The 23,363-nt window shown below is 37.7% G+C and carries 20 protein-coding genes and 1 pseudogene; 19 read left to right on the plus strand and 2 right to left on the minus strand.

Annotation, left to right across the window (positions count from 1 at the left end):
* Positions 1–42: 42 nt before the first annotated feature.
* Complete coding sequence (locus tag ACHZEU_RS19835; RefSeq protein WP_404803680.1) at positions 43–1,350, plus strand: DRTGG domain-containing protein; 1,308 nt, start codon at positions 43–45, stop codon at positions 1,348–1,350.
* Positions 1,351–1,405: 55 nt separating this feature from the next.
* Here the strand turns inward: ACHZEU_RS19835 and ACHZEU_RS19840 are convergent, their stop codons facing one another.
* Positions 1,406–1,711 carry a YtpI family protein gene (locus ACHZEU_RS19840; protein ID WP_404803681.1) on the minus strand — a complete coding sequence of 102 codons (306 nt, stop codon included), beginning with the start codon at positions 1,709–1,711 and terminating at the stop codon, positions 1,406–1,408.
* 90 nt (positions 1,712–1,801) lie between these two features.
* Between ACHZEU_RS19840 and ACHZEU_RS19845 the strand changes: the two genes are divergently transcribed.
* The 8 genes and pseudogenes from ACHZEU_RS19845 to ACHZEU_RS19880 all read left to right on the plus strand — a co-directional run bounded on the left by ACHZEU_RS19845 (position 1,802) and on the right by ACHZEU_RS19880 (position 12,117).
* Positions 1,802–2,746, plus strand: a complete 945-nt coding sequence (locus ACHZEU_RS19845; protein ID WP_082148153.1) for a bifunctional oligoribonuclease/PAP phosphatase NrnA — start codon at positions 1,802–1,804, stop codon at positions 2,744–2,746.
* A 22-nt stretch (positions 2,747–2,768) separates the two neighbouring features.
* A pseudogene (locus ACHZEU_RS19850) lies at positions 2,769–5,852 on the plus strand (DNA polymerase III subunit alpha).
* A gap of 132 nt (positions 5,853–5,984) precedes the next feature.
* The gene (locus tag ACHZEU_RS19855; RefSeq protein WP_404803682.1) at positions 5,985–6,626 is read left to right on the plus strand and encodes a FadR/GntR family transcriptional regulator; all 642 of its coding nucleotides are present in this window, start codon (positions 5,985–5,987) and stop codon (positions 6,624–6,626) included.
* A gap of 24 nt (positions 6,627–6,650) precedes the next feature.
* Complete coding sequence (gene accD / locus ACHZEU_RS19860) at positions 6,651–7,508, plus strand: acetyl-CoA carboxylase, carboxyltransferase subunit beta (protein ID WP_048393568.1); 858 nt, start codon at positions 6,651–6,653, stop codon at positions 7,506–7,508.
* Positions 7,501–8,445 (plus strand): acetyl-CoA carboxylase carboxyltransferase subunit alpha, encoded by a 945-nt coding sequence (locus tag ACHZEU_RS19865; protein ID WP_404803683.1) that lies wholly within the window; start codon positions 7,501–7,503, stop codon positions 8,443–8,445. Before accD ends, ACHZEU_RS19865 begins: the two co-directional genes overlap by 8 nt.
* Before the next feature lie 333 nt (positions 8,446–8,778).
* Complete coding sequence (gene pfkA / locus ACHZEU_RS19870) at positions 8,779–9,738, plus strand: 6-phosphofructokinase (protein WP_048393573.1); 960 nt, start codon at positions 8,779–8,781, stop codon at positions 9,736–9,738.
* A 26-nt stretch (positions 9,739–9,764) separates the two neighbouring features.
* Positions 9,765–11,525, plus strand: coding sequence for a pyruvate kinase (pyk, locus tag ACHZEU_RS19875; protein WP_048393575.1), 1,761 nt, complete (start codon positions 9,765–9,767; stop codon positions 11,523–11,525).
* Positions 11,526–11,727: 202 nt separating this feature from the next.
* On the plus strand, positions 11,728–12,117 hold the full coding sequence (locus ACHZEU_RS19880; protein ID WP_404803684.1) for an FxsA family protein: 390 nt from the start codon (positions 11,728–11,730) through the stop codon (positions 12,115–12,117).
* Here ACHZEU_RS19880 and ACHZEU_RS19885 read toward each other — a convergent pair.
* A complete protein-coding gene (locus ACHZEU_RS19885) occupies positions 12,101–13,183 on the minus strand; it encodes an AI-2E family transporter (RefSeq protein WP_404803685.1) in 1,083 nt (360 codons plus the stop codon). The genes ACHZEU_RS19880 and ACHZEU_RS19885 overlap by 17 nt on opposite strands.
* A gap of 133 nt (positions 13,184–13,316) precedes the next feature.
* On the opposite strand from ACHZEU_RS19885, the gene citZ reads away from it, so the two are divergent.
* The 10 genes from citZ to hflC all read left to right on the plus strand — a co-directional run bounded on the left by citZ (position 13,317) and on the right by hflC (position 23,353).
* Entirely contained in the window at positions 13,317–14,432 is a 1,116-nt protein-coding gene (gene citZ, locus ACHZEU_RS19890; RefSeq protein ID WP_048393579.1) for a citrate synthase, read from the plus strand.
* Between the two features lie 79 nt (positions 14,433–14,511).
* Complete coding sequence (gene icd, locus ACHZEU_RS19895; protein WP_048393581.1) at positions 14,512–15,774, plus strand: NADP-dependent isocitrate dehydrogenase; 1,263 nt, start codon at positions 14,512–14,514, stop codon at positions 15,772–15,774.
* A gap of 178 nt (positions 15,775–15,952) precedes the next feature.
* Positions 15,953–16,891 carry a malate dehydrogenase gene (gene mdh / locus ACHZEU_RS19900; protein ID WP_048393582.1) on the plus strand — a complete coding sequence of 313 codons (939 nt, stop codon included), beginning with the start codon at positions 15,953–15,955 and terminating at the stop codon, positions 16,889–16,891.
* Between the two features lie 158 nt (positions 16,892–17,049).
* Positions 17,050–17,490: a MaoC/PaaZ C-terminal domain-containing protein gene (locus tag ACHZEU_RS19905; RefSeq protein WP_004226245.1), complete on the plus strand. Its 441-nt coding sequence runs from the start codon at positions 17,050–17,052 to the stop codon at positions 17,488–17,490.
* A gap of 52 nt (positions 17,491–17,542) precedes the next feature.
* Entirely contained in the window at positions 17,543–18,259 is a 717-nt protein-coding gene (locus ACHZEU_RS19910) for a response regulator transcription factor (protein WP_016993215.1), read from the plus strand.
* Complete coding sequence (gene pnpS, locus ACHZEU_RS19915) at positions 18,256–19,791, plus strand: two-component system histidine kinase PnpS (protein ID WP_048393584.1); 1,536 nt, start codon at positions 18,256–18,258, stop codon at positions 19,789–19,791. Before ACHZEU_RS19910 ends, pnpS begins: the two co-directional genes overlap by 4 nt.
* A 351-nt stretch (positions 19,792–20,142) precedes the next feature.
* Positions 20,143–20,511 carry a CidA/LrgA family holin-like protein gene (locus ACHZEU_RS19920; protein WP_103118651.1) on the plus strand — a complete coding sequence of 123 codons (369 nt, stop codon included), beginning with the start codon at positions 20,143–20,145 and terminating at the stop codon, positions 20,509–20,511.
* Complete coding sequence (locus tag ACHZEU_RS19925) at positions 20,508–21,221, plus strand: LrgB family protein (protein ID WP_048393589.1); 714 nt, start codon at positions 20,508–20,510, stop codon at positions 21,219–21,221. Before ACHZEU_RS19920 ends, ACHZEU_RS19925 begins: the two co-directional genes overlap by 4 nt.
* Positions 21,222–21,371: 150 nt before the next feature.
* A complete protein-coding gene (gene hflK / locus ACHZEU_RS19930; protein ID WP_048393591.1) occupies positions 21,372–22,343 on the plus strand; it encodes an FtsH protease activity modulator HflK in 972 nt (323 codons plus the stop codon).
* Positions 22,343–23,353, plus strand: a complete 1,011-nt coding sequence (gene hflC, locus ACHZEU_RS19935) for a protease modulator HflC (RefSeq protein WP_279495733.1) — start codon at positions 22,343–22,345, stop codon at positions 23,351–23,353. Before hflK ends, hflC begins: the two co-directional genes overlap by 1 nt.
* The last annotated feature ends 10 nt before the right edge of the window (positions 23,354–23,363 follow it).

Consider the following 23,363-nt stretch of genomic DNA (forward strand, 5'->3'; position numbering starts at 1 on the left):
TACACTAAGAGCAGAATTGAAGCTTAGGAAATAGGTGATATTTTGTCTACAAAACATGAGAAAATTTTACAAAGCATCGAATCACTACCCGTGGGCGATAAAATTTCAGTACGGCAAATAGCAAAGGAAATGCAAGTGAGTGAAGGAACAGCTTACCGTGCAATTAAGGAAGCTGAAAATCGTCGCTTAGTAAGTTCTATTGAACGTGTTGGAACAATTCGTATTGAGAAAAAAAAGAAAGAAAATATTGAGCGCTTAACTTTTGCAGAAATTGTTAATATTGTAGATGGCCAAGTTTTAGGTGGTAAATCAGGTCTACATAAAACACTAACAAAATTTGTTATTGGAGCTATGCAATTAGAGGACATGATGCGTTACACTGATGCAGGTAGCTTATTAATTGTTGGTAACCGTATTAAAGCACATGAGAATGCCCTTCGAGCGGGGGCAGCTGTTTTAATCACCGGCGGTTTTGATACTACGGAAGATAATAAGTTACTTGCAGATTCATTAGATTTACCAATTATTTCAACAAGCTACGATACGTTTACAGTAGCAACAATGATTAACCGGGCAATCTATGACCAATTGATTAAAAAAGATATTCTTTTTATCGAAGACATTTATGTACCGATGACTGACACTGCAGCATTAAAAAATGATGAAACAATTCATCATTTCCAGAAGCTGAATGAACGTACAACCCATGGTGCATTTCCTGTAGTTACCCACCAAAATAAATTGGTCGGTATGATTACCGTAAAAGACGTCATTGGTCGTGAAGAAAACGAGCTTATTGAAAAAGTAATGACGAAAAACCCAATTGCTGGCTCCATGAAAATGAGTGTCGCTTCGGCAGGACATCGAATGATTTGGGAGGGGATTGATCTCTTACCAATTGTAGATGACGACAATATTTTACAGGGTGTTATTAGCCGTCAAGATGTACTGAAGGCGTTGCAATTAGCACAAAGACAGCCACAGCATGGTGAAACGATTGATGATTTAGTGAAAAATGAAATGAAGGTATTAGGTGATGAAGAACTCATCGTTGAATTTAAAGTCACACCACAAATGACTAATCAATATGGAGCAATTTCATACGGTGCTTTTACAACTTTACTAGCTGAGGTCGGTTCATTCGCATTAAAACGACGTAAACGTGGAGATGCAGTGGCAGAGAATATGACTATTTACTTTATTAAACCAGTCCAAATGGAAAGTACGCTAACTGTTAAGCCTCGGATTTTAGATATGAGTCGTAAGTTTGTGAAGATGGATTTTGAAGTGTATAATCAACAAATGCTTGTTGGTAAGGCAATGATGATGTTCCAACTATTAGAACGTTAAGTATTGAAAAGGGATGGCCTAGCGCAATTGCTTGGTCATCCCTTTGTTACATATATTATTGATTAATGCGGAATTCTTCCTCAACAAATTGTCCATAATGACGTGCTTTTTTTATATTTTCTACAATAACTAAGATTCCGCGCGCGGCAAGAATTGCTACAATAATAAATGTAAATAAGCTCGGGAATAAATAAGCTTGATTTAAAGCAAATGACAATATTAAGGAACCTAAGCCGATGTTCGCTTTGCTTTTATACCAGTTTTTAGCAATAGGTAATGGAGAACGGAATTGTTTTGTTTTAAAATAAAAATAAAAAACAAAAGATATGATAATCGCAAACACAAATATTAAATTGAGCATAGTAAACCTCCTAGCATAACTAGACATTATTGTAACGATAATTATGTAAAAATGCTAACGGTTCTTACTATCATTTTGGGGGAAATTATTGTGAAAAGACAAATCATCGACACAATTGAGGCCAATGAAACCATTATTATCCATCGTCATGTACGTCCTGATCCTGATGCTTATGGTTCACAGCAAGGCTTAAAAGAGATTATTTTAGCCAATTATCCTGAGAAAAAGGTTTTTGCTGTAGGGGAACATGATGCTTCTTTATCTTTTATGGCACAGCCTGATGAAATAGCGGATGAAGTGTATGAAAATGCTTTAGTTATTGTCACTGACACGGCTAATACAGAGCGTGTTGACGACCAACGCTACACAAAAGGTAAAATGGTGATAAAAATTGATCATCATCCAAATGATGATGCTTATGGTGATCTTTTATGGGTGGACACGACAGCAAGCTCTTGTAGCGAAATGATCTATGAATTATATGAAGAAGGCAAGGAAGTAGCAAACTGGAAACTTTCAGATGCTGCTGCACGCTTATTATTTGCAGGAATAGTGGGCGATACAGGCAGATTCCAATTCCCAAGTACAACAGCTAAAACATTTAAAGTTGCTGCGGATCTGATTACATATGATTTTGATCGAAACCAACTATTTGATGGCATGTACGAAATGGAGCAAAAATTACTTAATTTACAGGGATATATTTATCAAAACTTTACAATGGATGAGCATGGAGCTGCCTATGTGAAGCTAACAAAAGAATTACTGGCAGAGCATGATACTGTGCCATCTGAGGCTTCTTTATTAGTAGGCTGCCTTGGCAGTGTTAAAGATATATGCTCATGGGTTGTTTTCATTGAAGAAGGGGATCAGATCCGTGTACGATTACGTTCGAAGGGTCCCGTTATCAATACATTAGCGAAAGAATTTAACGGTGGCGGACATCCGCTTGCATCTGGTGCTACTGCCTATTCATGGGAAGAAGCAGACCTCGTTATTGCAAGATTAAAAGAGATTTGTAAAGCGTATCATTAACAGAGAAAAGGAAGGGATTCATTTGACACATGTATATACAAAGATGCATACGAGCGCGGATTTATTGAAAAGCACAATTCGGCTTGAGCAATTGATTCCTTTTTTACAAGAACAAAAGACACAAGCCTGTGCAATCGTCAATACGAAATTGTACGGGCTTTTGCCTTTTTGTAAAGCATTGCAGCAAGTAAATATCCATGCGGTTATAGGGCTTTCGGTTAACGTTCAGTGGCATGATAAAACGCTTCCCCTCGTCCTGTATGCGCAGACACAGGAGGGCTATCAACATTTATTAAAGATTAGTAGTGCGATTTCAATTAGACAAGATGATGTGCTGCCTTGGAAATGGCTTGAGGGATATTCAGCAGGTTGTATAGCGCTACTTTCTTCAGACGATTTAACAGATGTAGATGACTGGCAGGCAATGATTTCTGCTTTGGTCCAACTGTTTAACCATCACCTCTATATGGGGATTGCTAGACCTGGAGGGATAAAAGCTGAACAAGAAGATGATTTCGTTTCTTGGTGTGAAGAACATGCTATTGCACTTGTAGCATCTCAAAGCTGTTATTTCTTGCGTCCGGAAGATCATTTTGCTTATGAAGTAGCAAGAGCAATTGATACAGGAGAAAAGCTTGGTAATACTATGCAAACAGCTGATGTACAGGGCTATTTTGCCCCAACAGCATTCGAATGGCAAAATTGGTTTGCGGATCGTCCAGATTGGCTTGATGCCAGTACGAAAATGCTTGCTTGCTGTAAAGCTGATTTACCAAAAATGCCTGTGCAAATGCCTAAATTTCCTGTACCTGAAGGTGAAACAGCTGAAAGCTTGCTTGTTAAAGAAGCATTTACTGGATTAGAAGAGCGATTCAAGCAACTGGCAATACCCGGTGCTTACCATTAACGATTACAGTATTAACTACAAATTATTTGCTCTATGGTCTTTGCTGACTATTTTTTGGTTGTGGCAGATTTTATGCGATATGCAAAAGAAAATCGAATTTTGACAGGACCTGGACGTGGTTCCTCAGCAGGTTCGCTTGTGGCATATAGTCTTTCGATTACCCAAGTAGATCCACTTGCCTATGGTTTATTATTCGAACGTTTTTTAAATCCTGAAAGAATTACCTTACCTGATATTGATATCGATTTTGTTGATAGTAAAAGGCATCAAGTCATTCAGTATGTTGCCCAAAAGTATGGCAAAGCAAATGTCGCACAAATTATTACATTTGGTACATTGTCTGCAAAAGCAGTTGCCAGGGATGTTGCACGGGTATTTGGCTTTGATGCGGAAATGCTAGAAAAAATTTCGAAGATGATTCCAAATAAGCCGGGAATTACATTACAAAGAGCTGTAGCAGAGTCACAGGACTTTCAAGGCTGGTTAGCGGAGAATGATAAGCATTTGCGTTGGTACGAGGTGGCGTTAAAATTGGAGGGCCTACCAAGAAACTCGTCTATACATGCAGCTGGTATTGTCGTCGCTCCATCGCCTTTAGTGAATACTGTACCGATTGAAGAAGGGCATGATGGTATTTATAGTACGCAATGGCCAATGGGAGATATTGAAGCATGTGGTCTCGTCAAAATGGATTTTTTAGGCTTGCGCAATCTCACTATTTTAGAGCAAATACGTTGGTCAATTTATAAAGCTGGTGGTCCTTGGATAGAATTCGAGCGAATCCCAATGCATGATGACAAGACGTTTCAACTATTACAAAGAGGGGATACGCTGGGGATTTTTCAATTAGAATCAGACGGTATGAAGCAAGCCTTGCGTGATATCTGTCCTACAACCTTTTTAGATATTGTGGCTGTAAATGCACTTTATCGCCCAGGTCCAATGGATTTTATTCCTGTCTATGCAAAACGGAAGGCTGGCAGAGAAATGGTAACGATGCCACATCCAGTGCTAGAGCCTATTTTWMWASWSAYMTKWSGNSTGMYSRYYWWWCWMSWWCAAATTATTAAAATTGCATCAGTACTGGCAGGCTTTACAATGGGACAGGCAGATTTGCTTCGCCGAGCAGTGAGTAAAAAAAATCGACAAGTTTTAGAGGAGCAACGCACAGCATTTGTTCAGGGGGCGCTACGCCAAGGCTTTGATCAGCGTTTAGCTGAAGAAGTATACGAACTGATTGTACGCTTTGCGGATTATGGTTTCCCTAAAAGTCATGCTGTGGCCTATAGTGTTATTTCCTATCAAATGGCTTATTTAAAGGCGCATTTCCCTCAAAACTTTTATGCAGCGTTATTATCAAATGCCACGGGAAATGTAGAAAAGATTCAACAATTTGTCCATGAGGCAAAAGATAAGGGCATCCCATTTTATCCACCTTCATTAAAAAGTAGTACGAAATATTTTACGGTGGAAAAGGAAGGCATTCGCTACAGCTTATCAGGAATTAAAGGTGTGCCTCATACATTTATAGAAAAAATACATGGACTCCGTCAAACAAATCCAGAGGTATTAAATAACCTATTTGATCTAGCTGTTGCCTTAAGTGCGCAGCATTTTAAGCCAAAAGTGTTGGAATCATTGATATATGCTGGGGCGCTTGATTATCTAGAAAAAGATAGAGCCGTCCTCATCATGACAGTCGAGGCAGCTTTGAAACACGCAGAACTTTTAAGGCCAACTGAAGATATTGATTTAGCATCAGCAATGGCATTTAGTTTTGGTAAACCAAAATATATGCAGGCAGAAGCAATGTCCCAGAAGGAAAAATTGATGCATGAAAAAGAGAGCTTGGGCTTTTATATTTCTACCCATCCAGTTGCACAGGAAAGACTCTTCTGGGCGGATATCAATAGCACCTGTCGAGAGTTGAAGCAGAAGCGTGATGGTACCTCCATAAAAATGATTGGTCTGATTGAAGAAGTGAAGAAAATCCGTACGAAAAAAGGTGAGCAAATGGCTTTTGTTCAGCTACAGGATGAGTTTGGAACAGTTTCCACTACATTTTTTCCACAAACCTTTCAGTTGGTCCAAGACCTGCTGGTAGAGGAGGAAATATTATGGATTGAAGGTGTTTTAGAAAGACGTTTTGGCAAGCCTCAAAGCAAAGTAAAACATGCGCAAACGACGAAAAAGATATAAAATGAAACAAGAAATTAGAAACTGCATTAAATTTTATGCAGTTTTTTCTTTACTTTTGCACAGTTATTTTGTAAGCTATAGTCAACGTTAAAAAGTGGTCAGACCACTTTTTTGATAAGGGGAGTTAGTCGTATGGATAAAAAAACCGAACAAAAAAAAGTGTTTTTAGAAATCGTCCAACAACTACGTCAACTCATTAAAATGGAAAAAATTCAAGCAGGTGAGAAGCTACCTTCCGAACGAGTTCTATCAGAGCGTCTAGGTGTCGGGCGATCCTCTGTGAGAGAGGCTTTGCGAAGCTTAGAGTTGCTAGGGCTTATTGAAACGAGACATGGTGGTGGTACTTTTCTTGCGTCCACACATAAGCATCAGCTCGTAGAAATACTGTCGATGTTTATATTAGAAGATGAAAAATCAAAAAAAGATGTCGAATTAACGCGACAAATTCATGAAATGGAAGCAATCCGCGTAATAAGTTGTACAGAGATTCTTCGCACACTACCTGTGTGGGATAGTTTTTTTGTGAAACTAGAAATAGAAGGTACAATTAATTGNCGAGATATTTTAAGAGAACTATTAATTACGACAGGTAATCGTCTTTCATTAAAAATCTGGTTTCAATTAGCAGCTTATGATGGCGACCGTTTAAATCGAAACTCAACAGAAGATGAAAAATTAATCATTCAAACGATGTTGAAATCGATGCAGCTGGGTTACGAAAAAGAAGCATTAAAAGCTTATGAGCAGTGGATGAGTACTGTACAGAGCATTTAGACAACAACAAAGGGGGAGTCGAACATGGCAATACGTAGCTTATTTAGTGGTAATCGAAAAAAGAAAGAGGACGGGCAAGAAAAGGCATTTCCAGAAGGGTTAATGACAAAATGTCCTGAATGTCGTCACATTCAATTAACAAAAGAATTAGAAAAAAATCATAAAGTATGTACAAAATGTAGTCATCATTTCAAAATGACTGCTCAAGAACGTGTGGACTATTTCTTAGATGAAGGCTCATTCGAATCCATGGATGATCATTTACAAACAAGTAATCCTCTTAATTTCCCAGCGTATGTTGAAAAAATTGCAGCAGACCAAGAGAAAACAGGCTTGAATGAGGCTGTCCTAACAGGCGTTGGTACAATAGATGGGGAAGAAATTGTCGTAGCGATTATGGATTCGCACTTCCGTATGGGGTCAATGGGCTCTGTAGTCGGTGAAAAAATTACGCGAGCAGTAGAGAAGGCAACTGAACTAGGTGTACCATTTATTATCTTTACCGCTAGTGGTGGTGCTCGTATGCAAGAAGGCGTATTATCATTAATGCAAATGGCGAAAACTAGTGTCGCATTAAAACGCCACAGTGATCAAGGCTTATTGTTCATCTCCATCTTAACGCATCCAACAACAGGCGGAGTTTCAGCAAGCTTTGCTTCTGTTGGTGATATAAATATTGCAGAGCCACAGGCTTTGATTGGCTTTGCAGGGCGACGTGTAATTGAAGAAACTGTACGAGAAAAACTACCAAGTGATTTCCAAACAGCAGAATTTTTATTAGAGCATGGTCAGCTTGATGCCATTTTCCATCGCAAAGATTTACGTAAACAAGTTTCTTTACTTGTAAAAATGCATACGAAAGGCGGCGTACAACATGTCTAAAAATTTAGCATTTGAAGAACCAGTCGTACAATTACGTGAGAAAATTGATGAATTAAAAACAATTGCTGCTGAAGCAGAAGTTGATATGTCTGGTGAAATCGAGAAGCTTGAAACACGTTTATCACAATTAGAGCAATCGATTTATGCCAATATGAAGCCGTGGGATCGTGTGCAAGTAGCAAGGCATCCAGAAAGACCTACAACGCTTCAATATATTGAAGCAATGTGTGAAGATTTTATTGAATTACATGGTGATCGTACATTTGGTGATGATGCAGCCATTCTTGGTGGGATTGCCATTTTCGAAGGGCAACCAGTAACAATAATTGGACATCAACGTGGTAAGTCTACTAAGGAAAATATCCGTCGTAATTTTGGTATGCCTCATCCAGAGGGGTATCGAAAAGCACTACGCTTGATGAAGCAAGCTGAAAAATTCAAACGACCAATTATTTGTTTTATTGATACAAAAGGTGCTTACCCAGGGAAAGCTGCTGAGGAACGTGGTCAAAGTGAAGCAATCGCTAGAAACCTTGTAGAAATGGCTGGCTTAACTGTGCCTGTAATTAGTATCGTTATTGGTGAAGGAGGAAGTGGTGGTGCATTAGCATTAGGTGTAGCAAACCGTGTCTTTATGCTTGAGAACTCGACTTACTCTGTTATTTCGCCAGAGGGAGCGGCATCTATTTTATGGCGTGATGGTAGTCTGGCTAAGCAGGCAGCAGAAGCCATGCGTATCACAGCACCTGATTTGAAAGAACTTGGTGTAATTGATGGCATTATTCCTGAAATTATTGGTGGAGCACATCGCAATGTAGCAAAACAGGCCCTTTCTATTAAAGAATGCATTAGTGACACACTTAATGCATTAAATTCTTTAAATGGAGAACAATTAGTTGAAGATCGCTATGAAAAATTTAAAAAAATTGGACAGTAAACAGAAGTGTAAATCWGTTTGTAAAAAGACGAATGTTGTTTACTTTAATAAGATATAAAATTTAAAAGCTATATATTTGCTCGTTAAGAGACAAAATTTGTTTCTTAACATATTAAAAAGCTATAAAAATTAAAGAAGATAATAGCGCATAATAAACGCCAGACTTCTTGAAAAAATGTTAGATTTAGGATGTTTTTAGGTGGAAAGAGTGTGTGAAAGCGCATTCTTTTCATTTTTTATGTAAAAGTTATGTTTTTGTATCCCCAGAACCCTTACATAGTTTGTTTTTTCATGTTAATGTGAATAATAATAGTAACTGCAGGAGGTTCGACAATGAAAAAAATTGCTGTATTAACTAGTGGTGGAGATGCGCCTGGAATGAACGCTGCTATTCGAGCGGTCGTTCGTAAGGCAGCATTTCATGGAATTGATGTTGTCGGAATTAAGCATGGTTATGAAGGCTTAGTAAAAGGATTTATGGAAGAACTTGATTTAGGTGCAGTTGGTGGTATTATCCAACGCGGTGGCACGCATTTGAATTCGGCAAGATGCCCAGAATTTAAAGAAGATGCTGTTCAGCAACGAGGTATTGAGAATTTACGAGCTGCTGGTATTGAAGGACTTGTTGTCATTGGTGGTGATGGATCTTATCGAGGTGCCATGGATTTGGTGAAAAAAGGCTTCCCAGTTGTAGGGGTACCTGGAACAATTGACAATGATATTCCTGGAACTGAATATACGATTGGCTTTGATACAGCCCTAAATACAGTAGTAGAATCCATTGATAAAATCCGAGATACTGCTACATCTCATGAAAATTCTTTCATTGTAGAGGTAATGGGACGTGATGCAGGAGATATCGCTTTATGGGCAGGTCTTGCTGCTGGTGCTGAAACAGTTTTAATTCCAGAAGAAGATTATAATTTAGATGATATTGTCGCACGCTTAGATCGTGGTGCTGCACGTGGTAAAAAGCATAGTATTATTATTGTGGCAGAGGGTGTTATGTCAGGAAGTGAGCTGGCAAAACTGTTAAAAGAAAAAACAGGAAAAGAAACACGTGTTTCAGTATTAGGTCATATCCAACGTGGTGGATCACCTACAGCAAGAGATCGCGTATTAGCGAGTCAGTTTGGCGCACATGCAGTTGAATTACTTATGGAAGGCAAGGCTGGTCGAGCAGTAGGTATTCGCAATCATCAAGTCATTGATTATGATATGCCAGAGGCTTTTGAAAAGAATCATGAGGCTGATGTAAGCCTATATACACTAATGAAAGAACTATCAATATAATTTGTTATAAAACGGAGTGGGCAAAAATGAGAAAAACAAAAATCGTATGTACAATTGGACCTGCAAGTGAGTCACCAGAAATTTTAGAAAAATTAATCGAAGCAGGTATGAATGTAGCCCGCTTGAATTTTTCACACGGATCACATGAGGAACATGCAGGGCGTATTCATTTAATTCGTGAAGTGGCACAAAAATTAAATAAACCAGTGGGAATTTTACTTGATACAAAGGGACCAGAAATTCGTACACATAACATGAAAAATGGCGAGCTTCATTTGTCAGCAGGTCAAGTAATTGATATTTCAATGACAGAAGTAGAAGGTACTGAGACGAGCTTTTCTGTCACATATGAGCGCTTAATTGAAGACGTTGAGCAAAATTCAATTATTTTACTTGATGATGGACTAATTCAACTACGTGTATTAGCAACGGATATGGAAAAAGGATTAATTCATACAATTGTTGAAAATGCTGGCGTACTAAAAAATAAAAAGGGTGTTAACGTACCAGGTGTTTCTGTACAACTACCAGGTATCACAGAAAAAGACGCACAAGATATTTTATTTGGTATCGAACAAGGTGTTGATTTTATTGCTGCTTCATTTGTTCGTCGTGCAAAAGATGTTCTTGAAATTCGTGAATTACTTGAACAAAATGGTGGTAGTCATATTCAAATCATCCCAAAAATTGAAAACCAAGAGGGTGTCGATAACATCGATGAAATCATCCTAGTATCTGACGGTTTAATGGTTGCTCGTGGAGATCTTGGTGTTGAAATTCCTGCAGAAGAAGTACCACTTGTACAAAAGAAATTAATTCTAAAATGTAATCAAGTTGGTAAACCGGTAATTACGGCAACTCAAATGTTAGATTCCATGCAGCGTAACCCACGACCAACACGTGCAGAAGCAAGTGATGTAGCCAACGCAATTATTGATGGAACAGATGCTATCATGTTATCTGGTGAAACTGCCGCAGGTCTTTATCCAGTTGAATCGGTACAAACGATGAATAAAATTGCACAACGTACTGAAAATTCATTAGATTATCGATCAATTGTTTCTACACGTAGTCGTGAGAAAGAAGCAAATATGACAGAGGCAATTTCACAAGCTGTAGCTTATACTTCTATCAATTTAGGGGTGAAAGCCGTATTGGCTCCAACTGAAAGTGGTAATACAGCGAGAATGATTGCGAAATATCGACCAGGAGTGCCAATTGTTGCCGTAACAGGCTCTACAAATACAGCTCATACATTAACACTAGTATGGGGCGTATACCCAATTGTGTGTCAACGTGTGACAACAACAGATGAAATTTTAGAACTAGCTGTGGATGAAAGCTTGAAGCATGGTTTTGTTACACATGGAGACGCAGTTGTCATTACAGCAGGTGTACCTGTAGGTGAAGCGGGTACAACAAACTTAATGAAAGTTCACATTATTGGAGATTTACTTGCACGCGGACAAGGGATCGGAAAAGCATCAGTTGTTGGTAAAACAGTGGTTGCTAAAAATGCTGCTGAGGCACTTGCCTACGATACAGATGGATGCATTCTTGTTACAGTCGGTTCAGATCGTGATATGATGCCTGCTTTAGAAAATTGTATTGGCCTAATTACTGAAGAAGGTGGACTTACTAGCCATGCAGCAGTTGTAGGGTTAAGCCTAGGTATTCCAGTAATCGTTGGTGTAAAGGAAGCAACTACATTAATCCGTCATGGTCAAGAAATTACAATGGACGCTGAAACAGGTGTGATTTACAAAGGACATGCAAGCGTTCTTTAATAATTAACAAAAAGCTCTAGTGCGGTTTGTTGTACTAGAGCTTTTCCATAAAGGTTGTACACACACTTTATGGAAACTATTAATTCCTTCCTTTAACAGAAGTTGCTTTCTCATAGAATAGGTCTATTCATTTTTTTATGAAACTAAACGGGCTATAATAACGTATAAAAGGTATAGCTTTTCAAGTAGAAAGGAGAAAAATATGCGAAAAATTTTTCTTGATTTCATTGTCTACACATTARCCGAATTGACRWWATWAATMGTCAWTGGACAAAAWAWTGGTRTTTTAAGTACATTATTGATCATTCTTGCTACGAGTGCGATTGGGATTTATGTGATGAAAAATAAAGGTATGAACTCTGTTCAAAATGTGAAAAATACATTGGCACGCGGAGAAGCGCCAGGAGCTGCATTAGTGGATACTTTCTTAACTTTTGGTGGTGGTTTGCTTTTAGCGTTACCTGGATTTTTAACAGATGTCCTAGGTTTATTCCTACTCATGCCATTTTCTCGAAAAATGTTCCAACCCATTGTCTATTACTGGATGCGTAAAAAAATGAAAAAAGGTCAATTCATCATCGTTCAAAGATAGAGTTTTCTTTCAGTTTTACAGCTAGAAATAAAAAGATAGGGCTCAGTAATATACCATAAAAGCCAAATAATAAAATAGAGGCAGCGCTGATAAAGAATGTATGGAATGTGCGTAGCTGAAGCGTATTGGACCAAAGCATCGAATCGGCTAGCTGCCTTGTTAATTGTACAAATAAATAGAGTAGTAAAATGGCCACACATAAAAAGGTATTGCCATTGAAATAAAAATAAATGCTCATAGWCACAAGAAAAACGCCAATTCCGAAAAACGGTAGTACAACTGCAAATGCTACAATAAATGCTTTAATAATGGCTTGTTCAAATTGAAGGATCATAAAGCCAGCACAAAGAATGAGTAGGGTAATCGTAAATAATTGAAACTCTACAAATAAGAAATAATGAAAAAGTTGCATGATTTTTGCAAAATGAGATTGCCACTCTTGACGATATTTTTTAGGCACATATTGAAAGAACCAATAGCGTGATTTACGTGTTTCTAGAAGCGCAAAGTAATAAGCGACTAAAAAGATGAAAACCTCAATGACATGCTTCATTAATAATTGGAAAAGATCTGCTGTATATACGATGATGGAATCGAAAATGGACAGTGATTTTTCTTTTAAAACTTGTACAAACATGGATTCATATTCACTGAAAAGCGGGAAATTTTGTAAAGTCTCTCGAATTTCTGGGAAAATGACGATAATACTGTTAATAGATATGACAACTAGTAGAAAAATACAGGTTAATATTAATACTTCCACAATAATTGCTGCAATCCAATACGCAATCCTACAATANTTGTGTAAAAAAGATATGATAGGATACGTATAAAATGATAAAAAAATTGCGAGTGACAAAGGTAAGACAAACCAAAGTATGACTAAATAAAAAATAAATAGCAAAACGCTCGTAGTTCTTTCGTATGAAAAATACTTTAAATTCCTCATTTTTACAAATTCAACCCAAACCAATTGATAAATTAATGTCAAAATATACAAAAAAATCTCTTTAGGACAATTATATAGTCGTTCGGACGTCTTTTTCTTTATTTGGAGGATTTTCATTCACAAAGCTGTCAAAAATGATTATAATAGCAATGTAAGCGATTTACTTAATGGTTCATATGAGCAAAATTCGTAAATGCAACATAAAAAACGCATTTGCAACAAAAAAATAAGTATGAGGGAGCGATAATTTATGTCAGCAACTAAAGGTTTAGAAGGTATCGTAGCAGCGGAATCTAAAATCAGTTCAATTATCGATGACACACTTACATATGTTGGTTACAACATTGATGATTTAGCAGAAAATGCGTCATTCGAAGAGGTAATTTACCTGTTATGGCATACTCGTTTACCAAAAGAGGACGAGCTAGCTGAATTAAAACAACAATTGGCAGACAACATGTCAATTCCGCAAGCGATTGTCGACCAATTTAAAACATACCCACTTTCAACTGTACATCCAATGGCTGCATTGCGTACTGCAGTATCTTTACTTGGTGTATTCGATGAAGAAGCGGATGTTATGGATCCAGAAGCAAACTACCGTAAAGCAATTCGTCTTCAAGCTAAAATTGCTACAGTAGTAACTGCTTTTGCACGTGTTCGTAAAGGTTTAGAACCAGTTTCACCAAAACCTGAACTAGGATATGCGGCAAACTTCTTATACATGCTTAAAGGCGAAGAGCCAGCAGATATTGAAATTGAAGCATTCGACAAAGCATTAGTATTACATGCTGACCATGAGTTAAATGCATCTACATTCACTGCACGTGTATGTGTAGCTACATTATCTGACGTTTATTCAGGTGTAACTGCAGCGATCGGTGCATTAAAAGGACCACTTCACGGTGGAGCAAATGAGCAAGTTATGAAAATGTTAACTGAAATTGGCTCACTTGAAAATGTTGAATCTTATATTCAAAATAAATTAGACAACAAAGAAAAAATCATGGGCTTCGGTCACCGTGTATATCGTAAAGGCGACCCTCGTGCTCCGCATTTACGCGTAATGTCTAAAAAATTAACTGAGCTAACTGGTAAACCAGAGCTTTACGAAATGTCAGTTAAAATCCATGACATGATCGTAGAACAAAAGAAATTACCTGCAAACGTAGATTTCTTCTCTGCGTCAGTGTATGATTCTTTAGGTATTGATCATGACCTGTTCACACCAATTTTCGCAGTATCACGTACTTCAGGTTGGGTGGCACATATCCTTGAGCAATATGCTAATAACCGCCTAATCCGTCCACGTGCTGAGTATGTTGGACCAGGCATGCAAAAATATGTTCCAATCAGCGAGCGCTAATTTGGAAAATATGCTAGAATGTTTGGGACTGTGTTATCACTAACACAGTCCTATGATTATGAATTTAGGAGGCAACAGAATGTCAAACAAAATTGTAGTTGAAAATGGCGTACTTAATGTACCAAACAATCCAGTAATTCCTTTCATCGAAGGTGATGGAATTGGTCCAGATATCTGGGCAGCAGCATCACGCGTAATTGACGCAGCAGTAGAAAAAGCTTATAACGGTGAAAAGAAAATTGAATGGTTAGAAGTTTTAGCTGGTGAAAAAGCATTTAACCAAACTGGTGAATGGTTACCACAAGAAACTTTAGACAAAATTAATGAATACTTAATTGCAATCAAAGGTCCTCTTACTACACCAATCGGTGGTGGTATCCGCTCTCTTAACGTAGCATTACGTCAACAACTTGACTTATATGTATGCTTACGCCCAGTACGTCACTTTGATGGAGTGCCTTCTCCAGTTAAACGCCCAGAAGACGTTGATATGGTTATCTTCCGTGAGAACACTGAAGACATCTACGCTGGTATTGAATTCGAATCTGGTTCAGAACAAGCTCAAAAAATCATCAACTTCCTACAATCTGAATTTGGTGTAAATCAAATCCGCTTCCCAGAAACTTCTGGTATCGGTGTTAAACCTGTATCTAAAGAAGGTACTGAGCGTTTAGTACGTTCTGCTATCGAATACGCAATTAAACATAAACGCCCATCTGTTACTTTAGTTCATAAAGGTAACATCATGAAATTCACTGAAGGTGGATTCAAAAAATGGGGTTATGAATTAGCAGAAAAAGAATTTGCTGATCAAACTTTCACTTGGAACCAATACGATGCTATCAAAGCTGAACAAGGTGAAGAAGCAGCAAACAAAGCTCAATCTGATGCTTTAGCAGCTGGCAAAATCTTAGTGAAAGATTCTATCGCTGATATCTTCTTACAACAAATCTTAACTCGTCCAACTGAGTTCGATGTAGTAGCTACAATGAACTTAAATGGTGACTATATTTCTGATGCTTTAGCTGCACAAGTTGGTGGTATCGGTATCGCTCCAGGAGCTAACATTAACTATGTTACTGGCCATGCGATCTTCGAAGCTACTCACGGTACAGCTCCAAAATATGCTGGTTTAGATAAAGTAAACCCATCTTCAGTATTACTTTCAGGTGTATTAATGCTTGAACACTTAGGATGGCAAGAAGCTGCTGACATGATCACTCAATCTGTTGAGAAAACAATTTCTTCTAAAGTTGTTACTTATGACTTCGCACGTTTAATGGACGGCGCTACAGAAGTGAAATGTTCAGAATTCGCTAATGAGTTAATCAAAAACCTATAATTTTCTATTCTACAATAGAATTTATCGCTAAAGCGGATGCTTTTTTCTGCCGATATAATTAGGGTGACAGTAAATTTTAATTGAATATTTACGATAAACTTGTTTAATTGAGGGAGTGAGATGTAAGTCTCCTCCCTCTTTTAAAATATATAACCTAATTTTAAAGGAGCGTATTCAAATGTCTCTGAAACGAAAAAAAATCTCAGTTATCGGTGGCGGTTTTACAGGCGCTACTGCAGCATTTTTAGCAGCTCAGAAAGAACTTGGTGACGTCGTATTAGTGGATATTCCACAAGCAGAAAACCCTACAAAGGGTAAGGCGCTAGATATGTGGGAGGCAGCACCAATACAAGGGTTTGACTCTTATGTGCAAGGTACTTCCAATTATGCAGATACGGCGAATTCTGACGTAGTGATCATTACCGCTGGTGTTGCACGTAAACCAGGTATGAGCCGTGATGACCTTGTTCAAATCAATCAGAGTGTTATGAAAACTGTTTCAAAAGAGATTGCTACGCATTCACCAAATGCTACAATCCTTGTACTGACAAACCCAGTTGATGCCATGACATACACAGTATACAAAGAAACTGGCTTCCCTAAAAACCGTGTAATTGGTCAATCAGGTGTTCTTGATACGGCTCGTTTCTGTGCATTTGTGGCAGAAGAACTTAAGATTTCAGTGAAAGATATTACGGGTTTTGTATTAGGTGGTCACGGTGACACAATGGTACCGTTAACACGTTATTCATTTGCTGGTGGTATTCCGTTAGAATCACTTATTTCTGCTGAACGTTTAGAAGAAATTGTTGACCGAACGCGTAATGGTGGAGCAGAAATTGTCAACTTACTTGGTAACGGCTCAGCCTATTATGCGCCTGCTGCGGCACTAATAGAGATGGCTGAAGCTATTGTAAAAGACCAAAAACGTATTTTACCATCTATTGCTTATTTAGAAGGCGAGTACGGCTATCATGATTTATACTTAGGTGTTCCTACATTACTTGGCGAAAACGGTATTGAAAAAATCTTTGAGTTAGAATTAACGGACAAAGAAAAAGCAGCTTTAGATCAATCGGCAGAAGCAGTTCGTAATGTGATGAAAATTTTAGTGTAGAATATCAGTCTAAGTCTTAAAACGAGTAGGGAATGTTCCTGCTCGTTTTTTTATGTTTCCAGGGTTGAGAAAGGTAAGGTTCTTCTGCTTTTCATTGTACTTTTAGCATAAAATTGATACTATGAATGTAGTATGATAGAAAAGGGGTTGGCGTATCTTTGCTTCAAAAAAATAGTAAACTTGGTCTCACAATCGATGAAATTACAGTTGGCGAGAAAATCCATATCACTGAAAAAATTGAAGATAGGGATCTATTGCTTTATTTAGGCCTTACAAACGATAGTAACCCGCTTTATATTCAACATGATTATGCGGCTATGACACCTTTTCAAAAGCCAATTGTGCCGACAATTATGTTAAATGGTATTATTACATCAGCTGTGTCAAAGTATATTCCAGGACCAGGTGCACGAATTATTGAGCAACATTTGAAATATTTAGGACCTCTCTATCATTATGAATTGTTCGATACGCTATTAGAGGTTACAGCAATCAATAAATATGACAATACCATCACTGTATCTGTCCACTCATATAATGAGCAGAAGCAGCTTGTAATTGAAGGTTTATTGCTTGTGACTCCACCACTTGCGCTATAGACGTCTTGAGATTTGAAATGGGGGTTTCAAATCACTAACGGAGGCATTAGACATGACAAAAACGATTTTAGTAATTGAAGACGAATTTTCGATTGCAACATTATTGAAATATAATTTAGAACAGGCAGGCTATGTAGTGGAAACGGCTGCTGATGGTCAGGAAGGGCTTGAAAAAGCAATCGACTTACAGCCAAATTTAATTCTTTTAGATTTGATGCTTCCAAAACTAGATGGCATGGAGGTCTGTAAACAAATACGACAGCAACGTATGAATACGCCAATTATTATGCTAACTGCTAAAGATGACGAATTTGATAAAGTTCTTGGTCTTGAGTTGGGAGCAGATGATTACATGACAAAGCCTTTTAGTCCTCGTGAAGTTTTAGCGCGTGTCAAGGCTGTATTAAGACGTTTCACGCAAAATGTTGTCGCAGATGATAAGGATGAGGCGCAGGAAAAAATGTATGAGTTTGGACAATTGCGAGTGTACCCAGAGCGATTTGAAGTATTTTTACAGGATGAGGCACTGGAATTTACACCAAAAGAGTTTGAGCTACTCATCTATTTACTTGAAAATAAAAATCGTGTATTAACACGTGATCAGCTATTAAGTGCTGTATGGAAATATGATTTTGCTGGCGATACTCGAATTGTGGATGTACACATTAGCCACCTTCGCGATAAAATTGAAGAAAATAGCCGTAAGCCGATGTTTATAAAAACAATTAGAGGTCTTGGTTATAAATTTGAGGAGCCGAAAACGACATGAAATCGATGAGCAACCGCTTATTCTTGACATTCATGCTTTTACTTGGAACGATACTAGCTGTCCTAATGATTGTTATAGGTCAGCTTTTTCCTGTTTATATCGAGCAATATAACGAGCAAGCAACCACTGAGATACGGACATCAATGGACCAAGTAATCGATGAACGCAAAATGGATTTAACGAAGGAAGATCAGGAAGCTTTGTACGCAGCTCAGGCTATGGAACGAGACGAATCCTTATTGAACTATGTGCGTGCTCGCCTTTACGGAGTACTGGCTATTCTCTTTACCATCACGTTGATATTAATAGCAATTATAAGTCGTTATATGATACGTAACTTTACTGCACCGATTGATAATGTGACAGACACTGCCCTTGAGCTTGCAAAGGGTAACTATCGTGCACGTGCTCAAGAAAATGAGCATGAACGGATGATACCACTGAGTCATTCCATAAACATATTGGCACGGAATTTGCAAGATATTACAACGATACGTGAAGTAGAGGAAGAAAGACTGAAAACCTTAATTGAAAATATGGGGAGCTCCCTTATGATGATTGGTCGTGAGGGGAATATTTCCATTGTAAATCGAGTATTTCTGGAGCGCTTTGGAATGCAGCTTGATGATGTACAAGGAAAGGTTTTTCGTACAATAGGCTTACCTAAATCATTAGAACAATTTATCGATCATGTTTTTCTGACAGAAATGCCTTATCGACAACAAATTAAAATGGAAGTACAGCAAGAACTTTATAACAAAGAAGTTTATGGGGCACCGGTCATCGGGGACCACGGACGATGGCTAGGCGTTGTTATCGTTATGCATGATATAACGGAACTAGTTCGATTAGAACAAATTCGGAAAGACTTTGTTGCGAATGTATCACATGAATTACGCACACCTATTACATCTATTAAAGGCTTTTCAGAAACTTTATTGGATGGGGCCTATAAAGACGAAAAAATGCTGATTTCCTTTTTGGAGATTATATATAAAGAAAGTAATCGACTTCAAATGCTGATTCAAGATTTACTAGAGCTCTCAAAGATCGAGCAGCATGGTTTTACTGTCAATATTATGCCGATGGGCTTACAGGATGTTCTAATTCGTGGAGCAGAATTGACAGCTCCGCGATTGGATGAAAAAAATATGAGCTTCCAGGTGGATATCGAACGAGATGTCCAGGTTATGGGGGATGCCAATCGTATCATTCAGATTGTGACGAATTTAATTACCAATGCGATTACATATTCACCTGAAAACACGACTGTTTCTATTCGATTAAAGGAAAATGAAACACATGGCATTATCGAAATAGAGGATCAAGGAATTGGTATTGAAAAACATGAAATAGCGCGCGTTTTTGAAAGATTTTATCGGGTGGATCGAGCGAGAAGTCGTAATTCTGGTGGAACAGGCTTAGGCTTAGCGATTGTTAAGCATTTAGTCGAGGCGCATCATGGCCGAATTCAAGTAGAGAGTGAAGTCGGCATAGGAACTAAAATGATTGTCATGATTCCGAAAAATTAACAAATCCTTTACATGAACAACATGTTACATTCATATTTGGGCACTATACTTATTTCTAGAAACCCCCAATATGATTGTTAAGACGATGACCATAAAAATCTAATAGAAGATTTTTAACTGCTTTATATTCCCCACAGAAAGAATTTAGTGTTTTTTAGACACTAGGTTCTTTTTCTGTTTTACAGGGAACGTAAATAGGTGTAAAGTATAGTAGCATAAAGTTTAACAACCATCTTACCCGCGATTGTCTGTTAGACGAACGCTTTGACAGTCAGTGAATCAATCTTCTTATCATTCGAATCGTGTTTTCCTGACTGTTGAGGCAGAGAAAAAAATGAGAGAAGGATGACCATGAAAATCGTCAAAAGTATCGTGCAAATCGGCTATCTTTATATCCTATTATTAATCGGAAATACTATTGCACGCCTACTTCACTTGCCGATTCCAGGGAGTATAATAGGACTTGTCCTATTATTTTTACTGTTACAGTTTCATATAATCAAGCTTGAATGGATTGAATTAGGAGCAGCCGTACTATTAAGTGAACTCTTATTATTCTTTATTCCATCTGCCATTGGTGTTATTGATTATCATGCCTTATTTGGTGTGCAGGGAATGAAGGTTGTGCTGGTCATTGTCGTGAGTGCCATTGTGGTAATGTTTGTAACGGGGTATACAGCACAATGGCTAGAGCGGCGAAAGAAGGGTGATGCGATATGACTTTATTAATCGCCATTGTCAGCTTACTTGGGACCGTTGCTATTTTTTATATTTGTAAAATGTTTTATAAAAAATATAAAAAAGAATGGCTGACACCTATGCTGATTACACCTTTAGTCATTATAGGTATTTTACTACTGACAGGTGTATCTTATAATTCCTACAATTCTGGAGCGAGTGTCTTAACAAATTTACTAGGACCAGCAACCGTTGCGTTTGCCGTTCCTATATATAAAAATGTCAACCTATTAAAAAAACACGCATTTGAAATTTTCATCAGCATTGCTGTTGGTTCAGCGGTTGCTATTGTGTCATCCTTTATGATGGCTCTATTGGTGGGCTTAAATGATGAGTTGGTGCATAGTTTAGTGCCACGTTCTGTAACAACACCTATTGCGATGGATATTTCTAATATGATTGGTGGTTCTCCTACGCTTACAGCTGTTTTCGTTATGACGACTGGTATTTTAGGAAGCTTGTTAGCACCAATCGTTATCAAAGTATGTCGTTTTCATAGACCTTCATCTAGAGGATTAATGCTTGGTATGGGTGCTCATGGAACGGGTACATCAAAAGCATTTGAATTTGGAGAGCTAGAAGGCACATTTGCTAGTCTAGCGATGATCGTTGCTGCATTAATTAGTATTGTATTATCCACTACCATTTTCCCAGTATTTGAACATCTGGTTATCAATATCCTGTTGCCCTAAAAGGTAACAGGATTTTTTTGCATTGATAAGCTTTTGTTAAGAGTGAGATACAGAGGATTCTGTCCTTTACAATCATTATATGAAAATATTTTGAAACTTTTTATAAGGGTTCACCGTAAACAATAGTACTAAGCAAAAGGAGGAACAGACATGAGTGTGAAAAGGACACTAATGATTGTTGGACTTGGAATATTTGGAATTATTGCACTTATTACAGTTTTTACTTCATGGTACACGGTAGATGAATCAGAGCAAGCTGTGGTTATTACATTTGGTCGTGCCGATGATACAGTAACAAATCCAGGTCTTCATTTTAAATTACCTTGGCCCGTCCAATCCGTAGAAATTTTGTCAAAAGAAACGTTTAGTCTGCAATTTGGTTATAAACAAAATAAAGCAGGTGAGTTAGAGGCATACGATGCCGAAACAAAAATGATTACGGGGGATGAAAATATTGTCTTAACAGACCTTGTTGTTCAATGGAAAATTACAGAGCCTAACAAGTTTTTATTTAATTCGCAGGATCCAGAAAGAATATTACATAGCGCGACATCGAGTGCCATTCGTTCTATAATCGGAAGCTCTTCTATCGATGCAGCGTTAACAGAAGGTAAAGCTGACATCGAAGCAAATACTCGCCAATTATTAGTTTCTCTTATTGAAAAATACGATATTGGAATAAGCGTGTTAGGTGTGAAATTGCAAGATGTAGAATTGCCAAATAAAGATGTGCGTGCAGCATTCACTGCTGTAACAGATGCACGTGAAATGAAAAATACAAAAATAAATGAAGCTGAAAAATATGAAAACCAACGCATTAGTGAAGCTGAAGGCGAACGTGATGCTATTATGTCGAAAGCAAAAGGAACTAAAACAGCCCGTATCGAGCAAGCACAAGGGGATGTAGCGGTCTTTAATAAAATGTATGAGCAATACAAGGGCAATCAGCAAATTACACGAGAGCGGTTAATTATAGAGACGCTTGAAAATGTCCTACCGAAAGCACAAATTTACATTATGAATGATGATGGTAGTACGATGAAGTATTTACCACTTCAGCAACTACAGCCTCAACAGTCGCAACAGACACAAACAGAGAAAAAAGAGGGGAGCGGTAACTAATGGACCAAAAAAATAAGGATCTAGAAAAATTCCTCAATTTCTTATCTGGCAAAAGTAAAAAAGCTGCTCCTTCAGAAGGTGATTCAGGAGACAATGTAGTTAAAATGTCGAAGAAAGGACCGAAGAATCCTAAAAAATATATCTCTCTAGCTGTAACCTTAACGGTCATATTCGCTCTAGTGATTACTTTATTAACGAATATTTATATAGTTAAAGAATCAGAGTATGCTGTTGTTCGGCAGTTTGGAGAGGTTGTTAAATTTGAGCGTGAACCAGGTTTAAATATGAAAATTCCTTTTATTCAAAGTGTCACAAAGTTACCAAAAAACCAAATGACATATGAGATTTCGGAAGAAGAAATTAATACAAAGGATAAAAAACGAATTATTATTGATAATTATGCTGTATGGCGTATTACGGATCCTAAGCTATTGATTTCGAATGCTGGTACGATAGAAAAAGTTGAATCACGTATGGAAGAGTTCATTTATTCTGTTATTCGCTCTGAACTTGGCCGAATTAACTATACGGAGATTATAAATGATGAGGATTCTTCTCGAGGCAGCATAAATGATCAAGTAACTGAACGTGTTAATGAACTTCTTTCCAATGATAACTATGGTATTGAAGTAGTAGATGTACGTATACGTCGCATTGATTTACCAACTGAAAATGAACAATCCGTTTTTACGAATATGATTTCAGATCGTGAATCAATTGCACAAAAGTATCTTTCAGAGGGAGATGCACAGAAACGTCGTATTGAGGCACAAACGGATCAACACGTACAAGAAATGCTTGCTAAAGCAAGTAAAGAAGCTGCTTTAATTCAAGCTGAAGGAGAAGCAGAGGCTGCAAAGATTTACAATAAATCTTTCTCTCAAGATCCTGAATTTTATTCTTTATACCGCACATTAGAATCCTATAAGAAAACGATTGGGGAAGATACGGTTATTATCTTGCCAGCTACTTCACCATATGCCAACATCTTGTCTGGTTATATTAAATAAACGCAGTTTA

The sequence above is a fragment of the Lysinibacillus sp. S1 genome, from assembly GCF_044986265.1.
Classification (GTDB): Bacteria; Bacillota; Bacilli; order Bacillales_A; family Planococcaceae; genus Lysinibacillus; species Lysinibacillus capsici.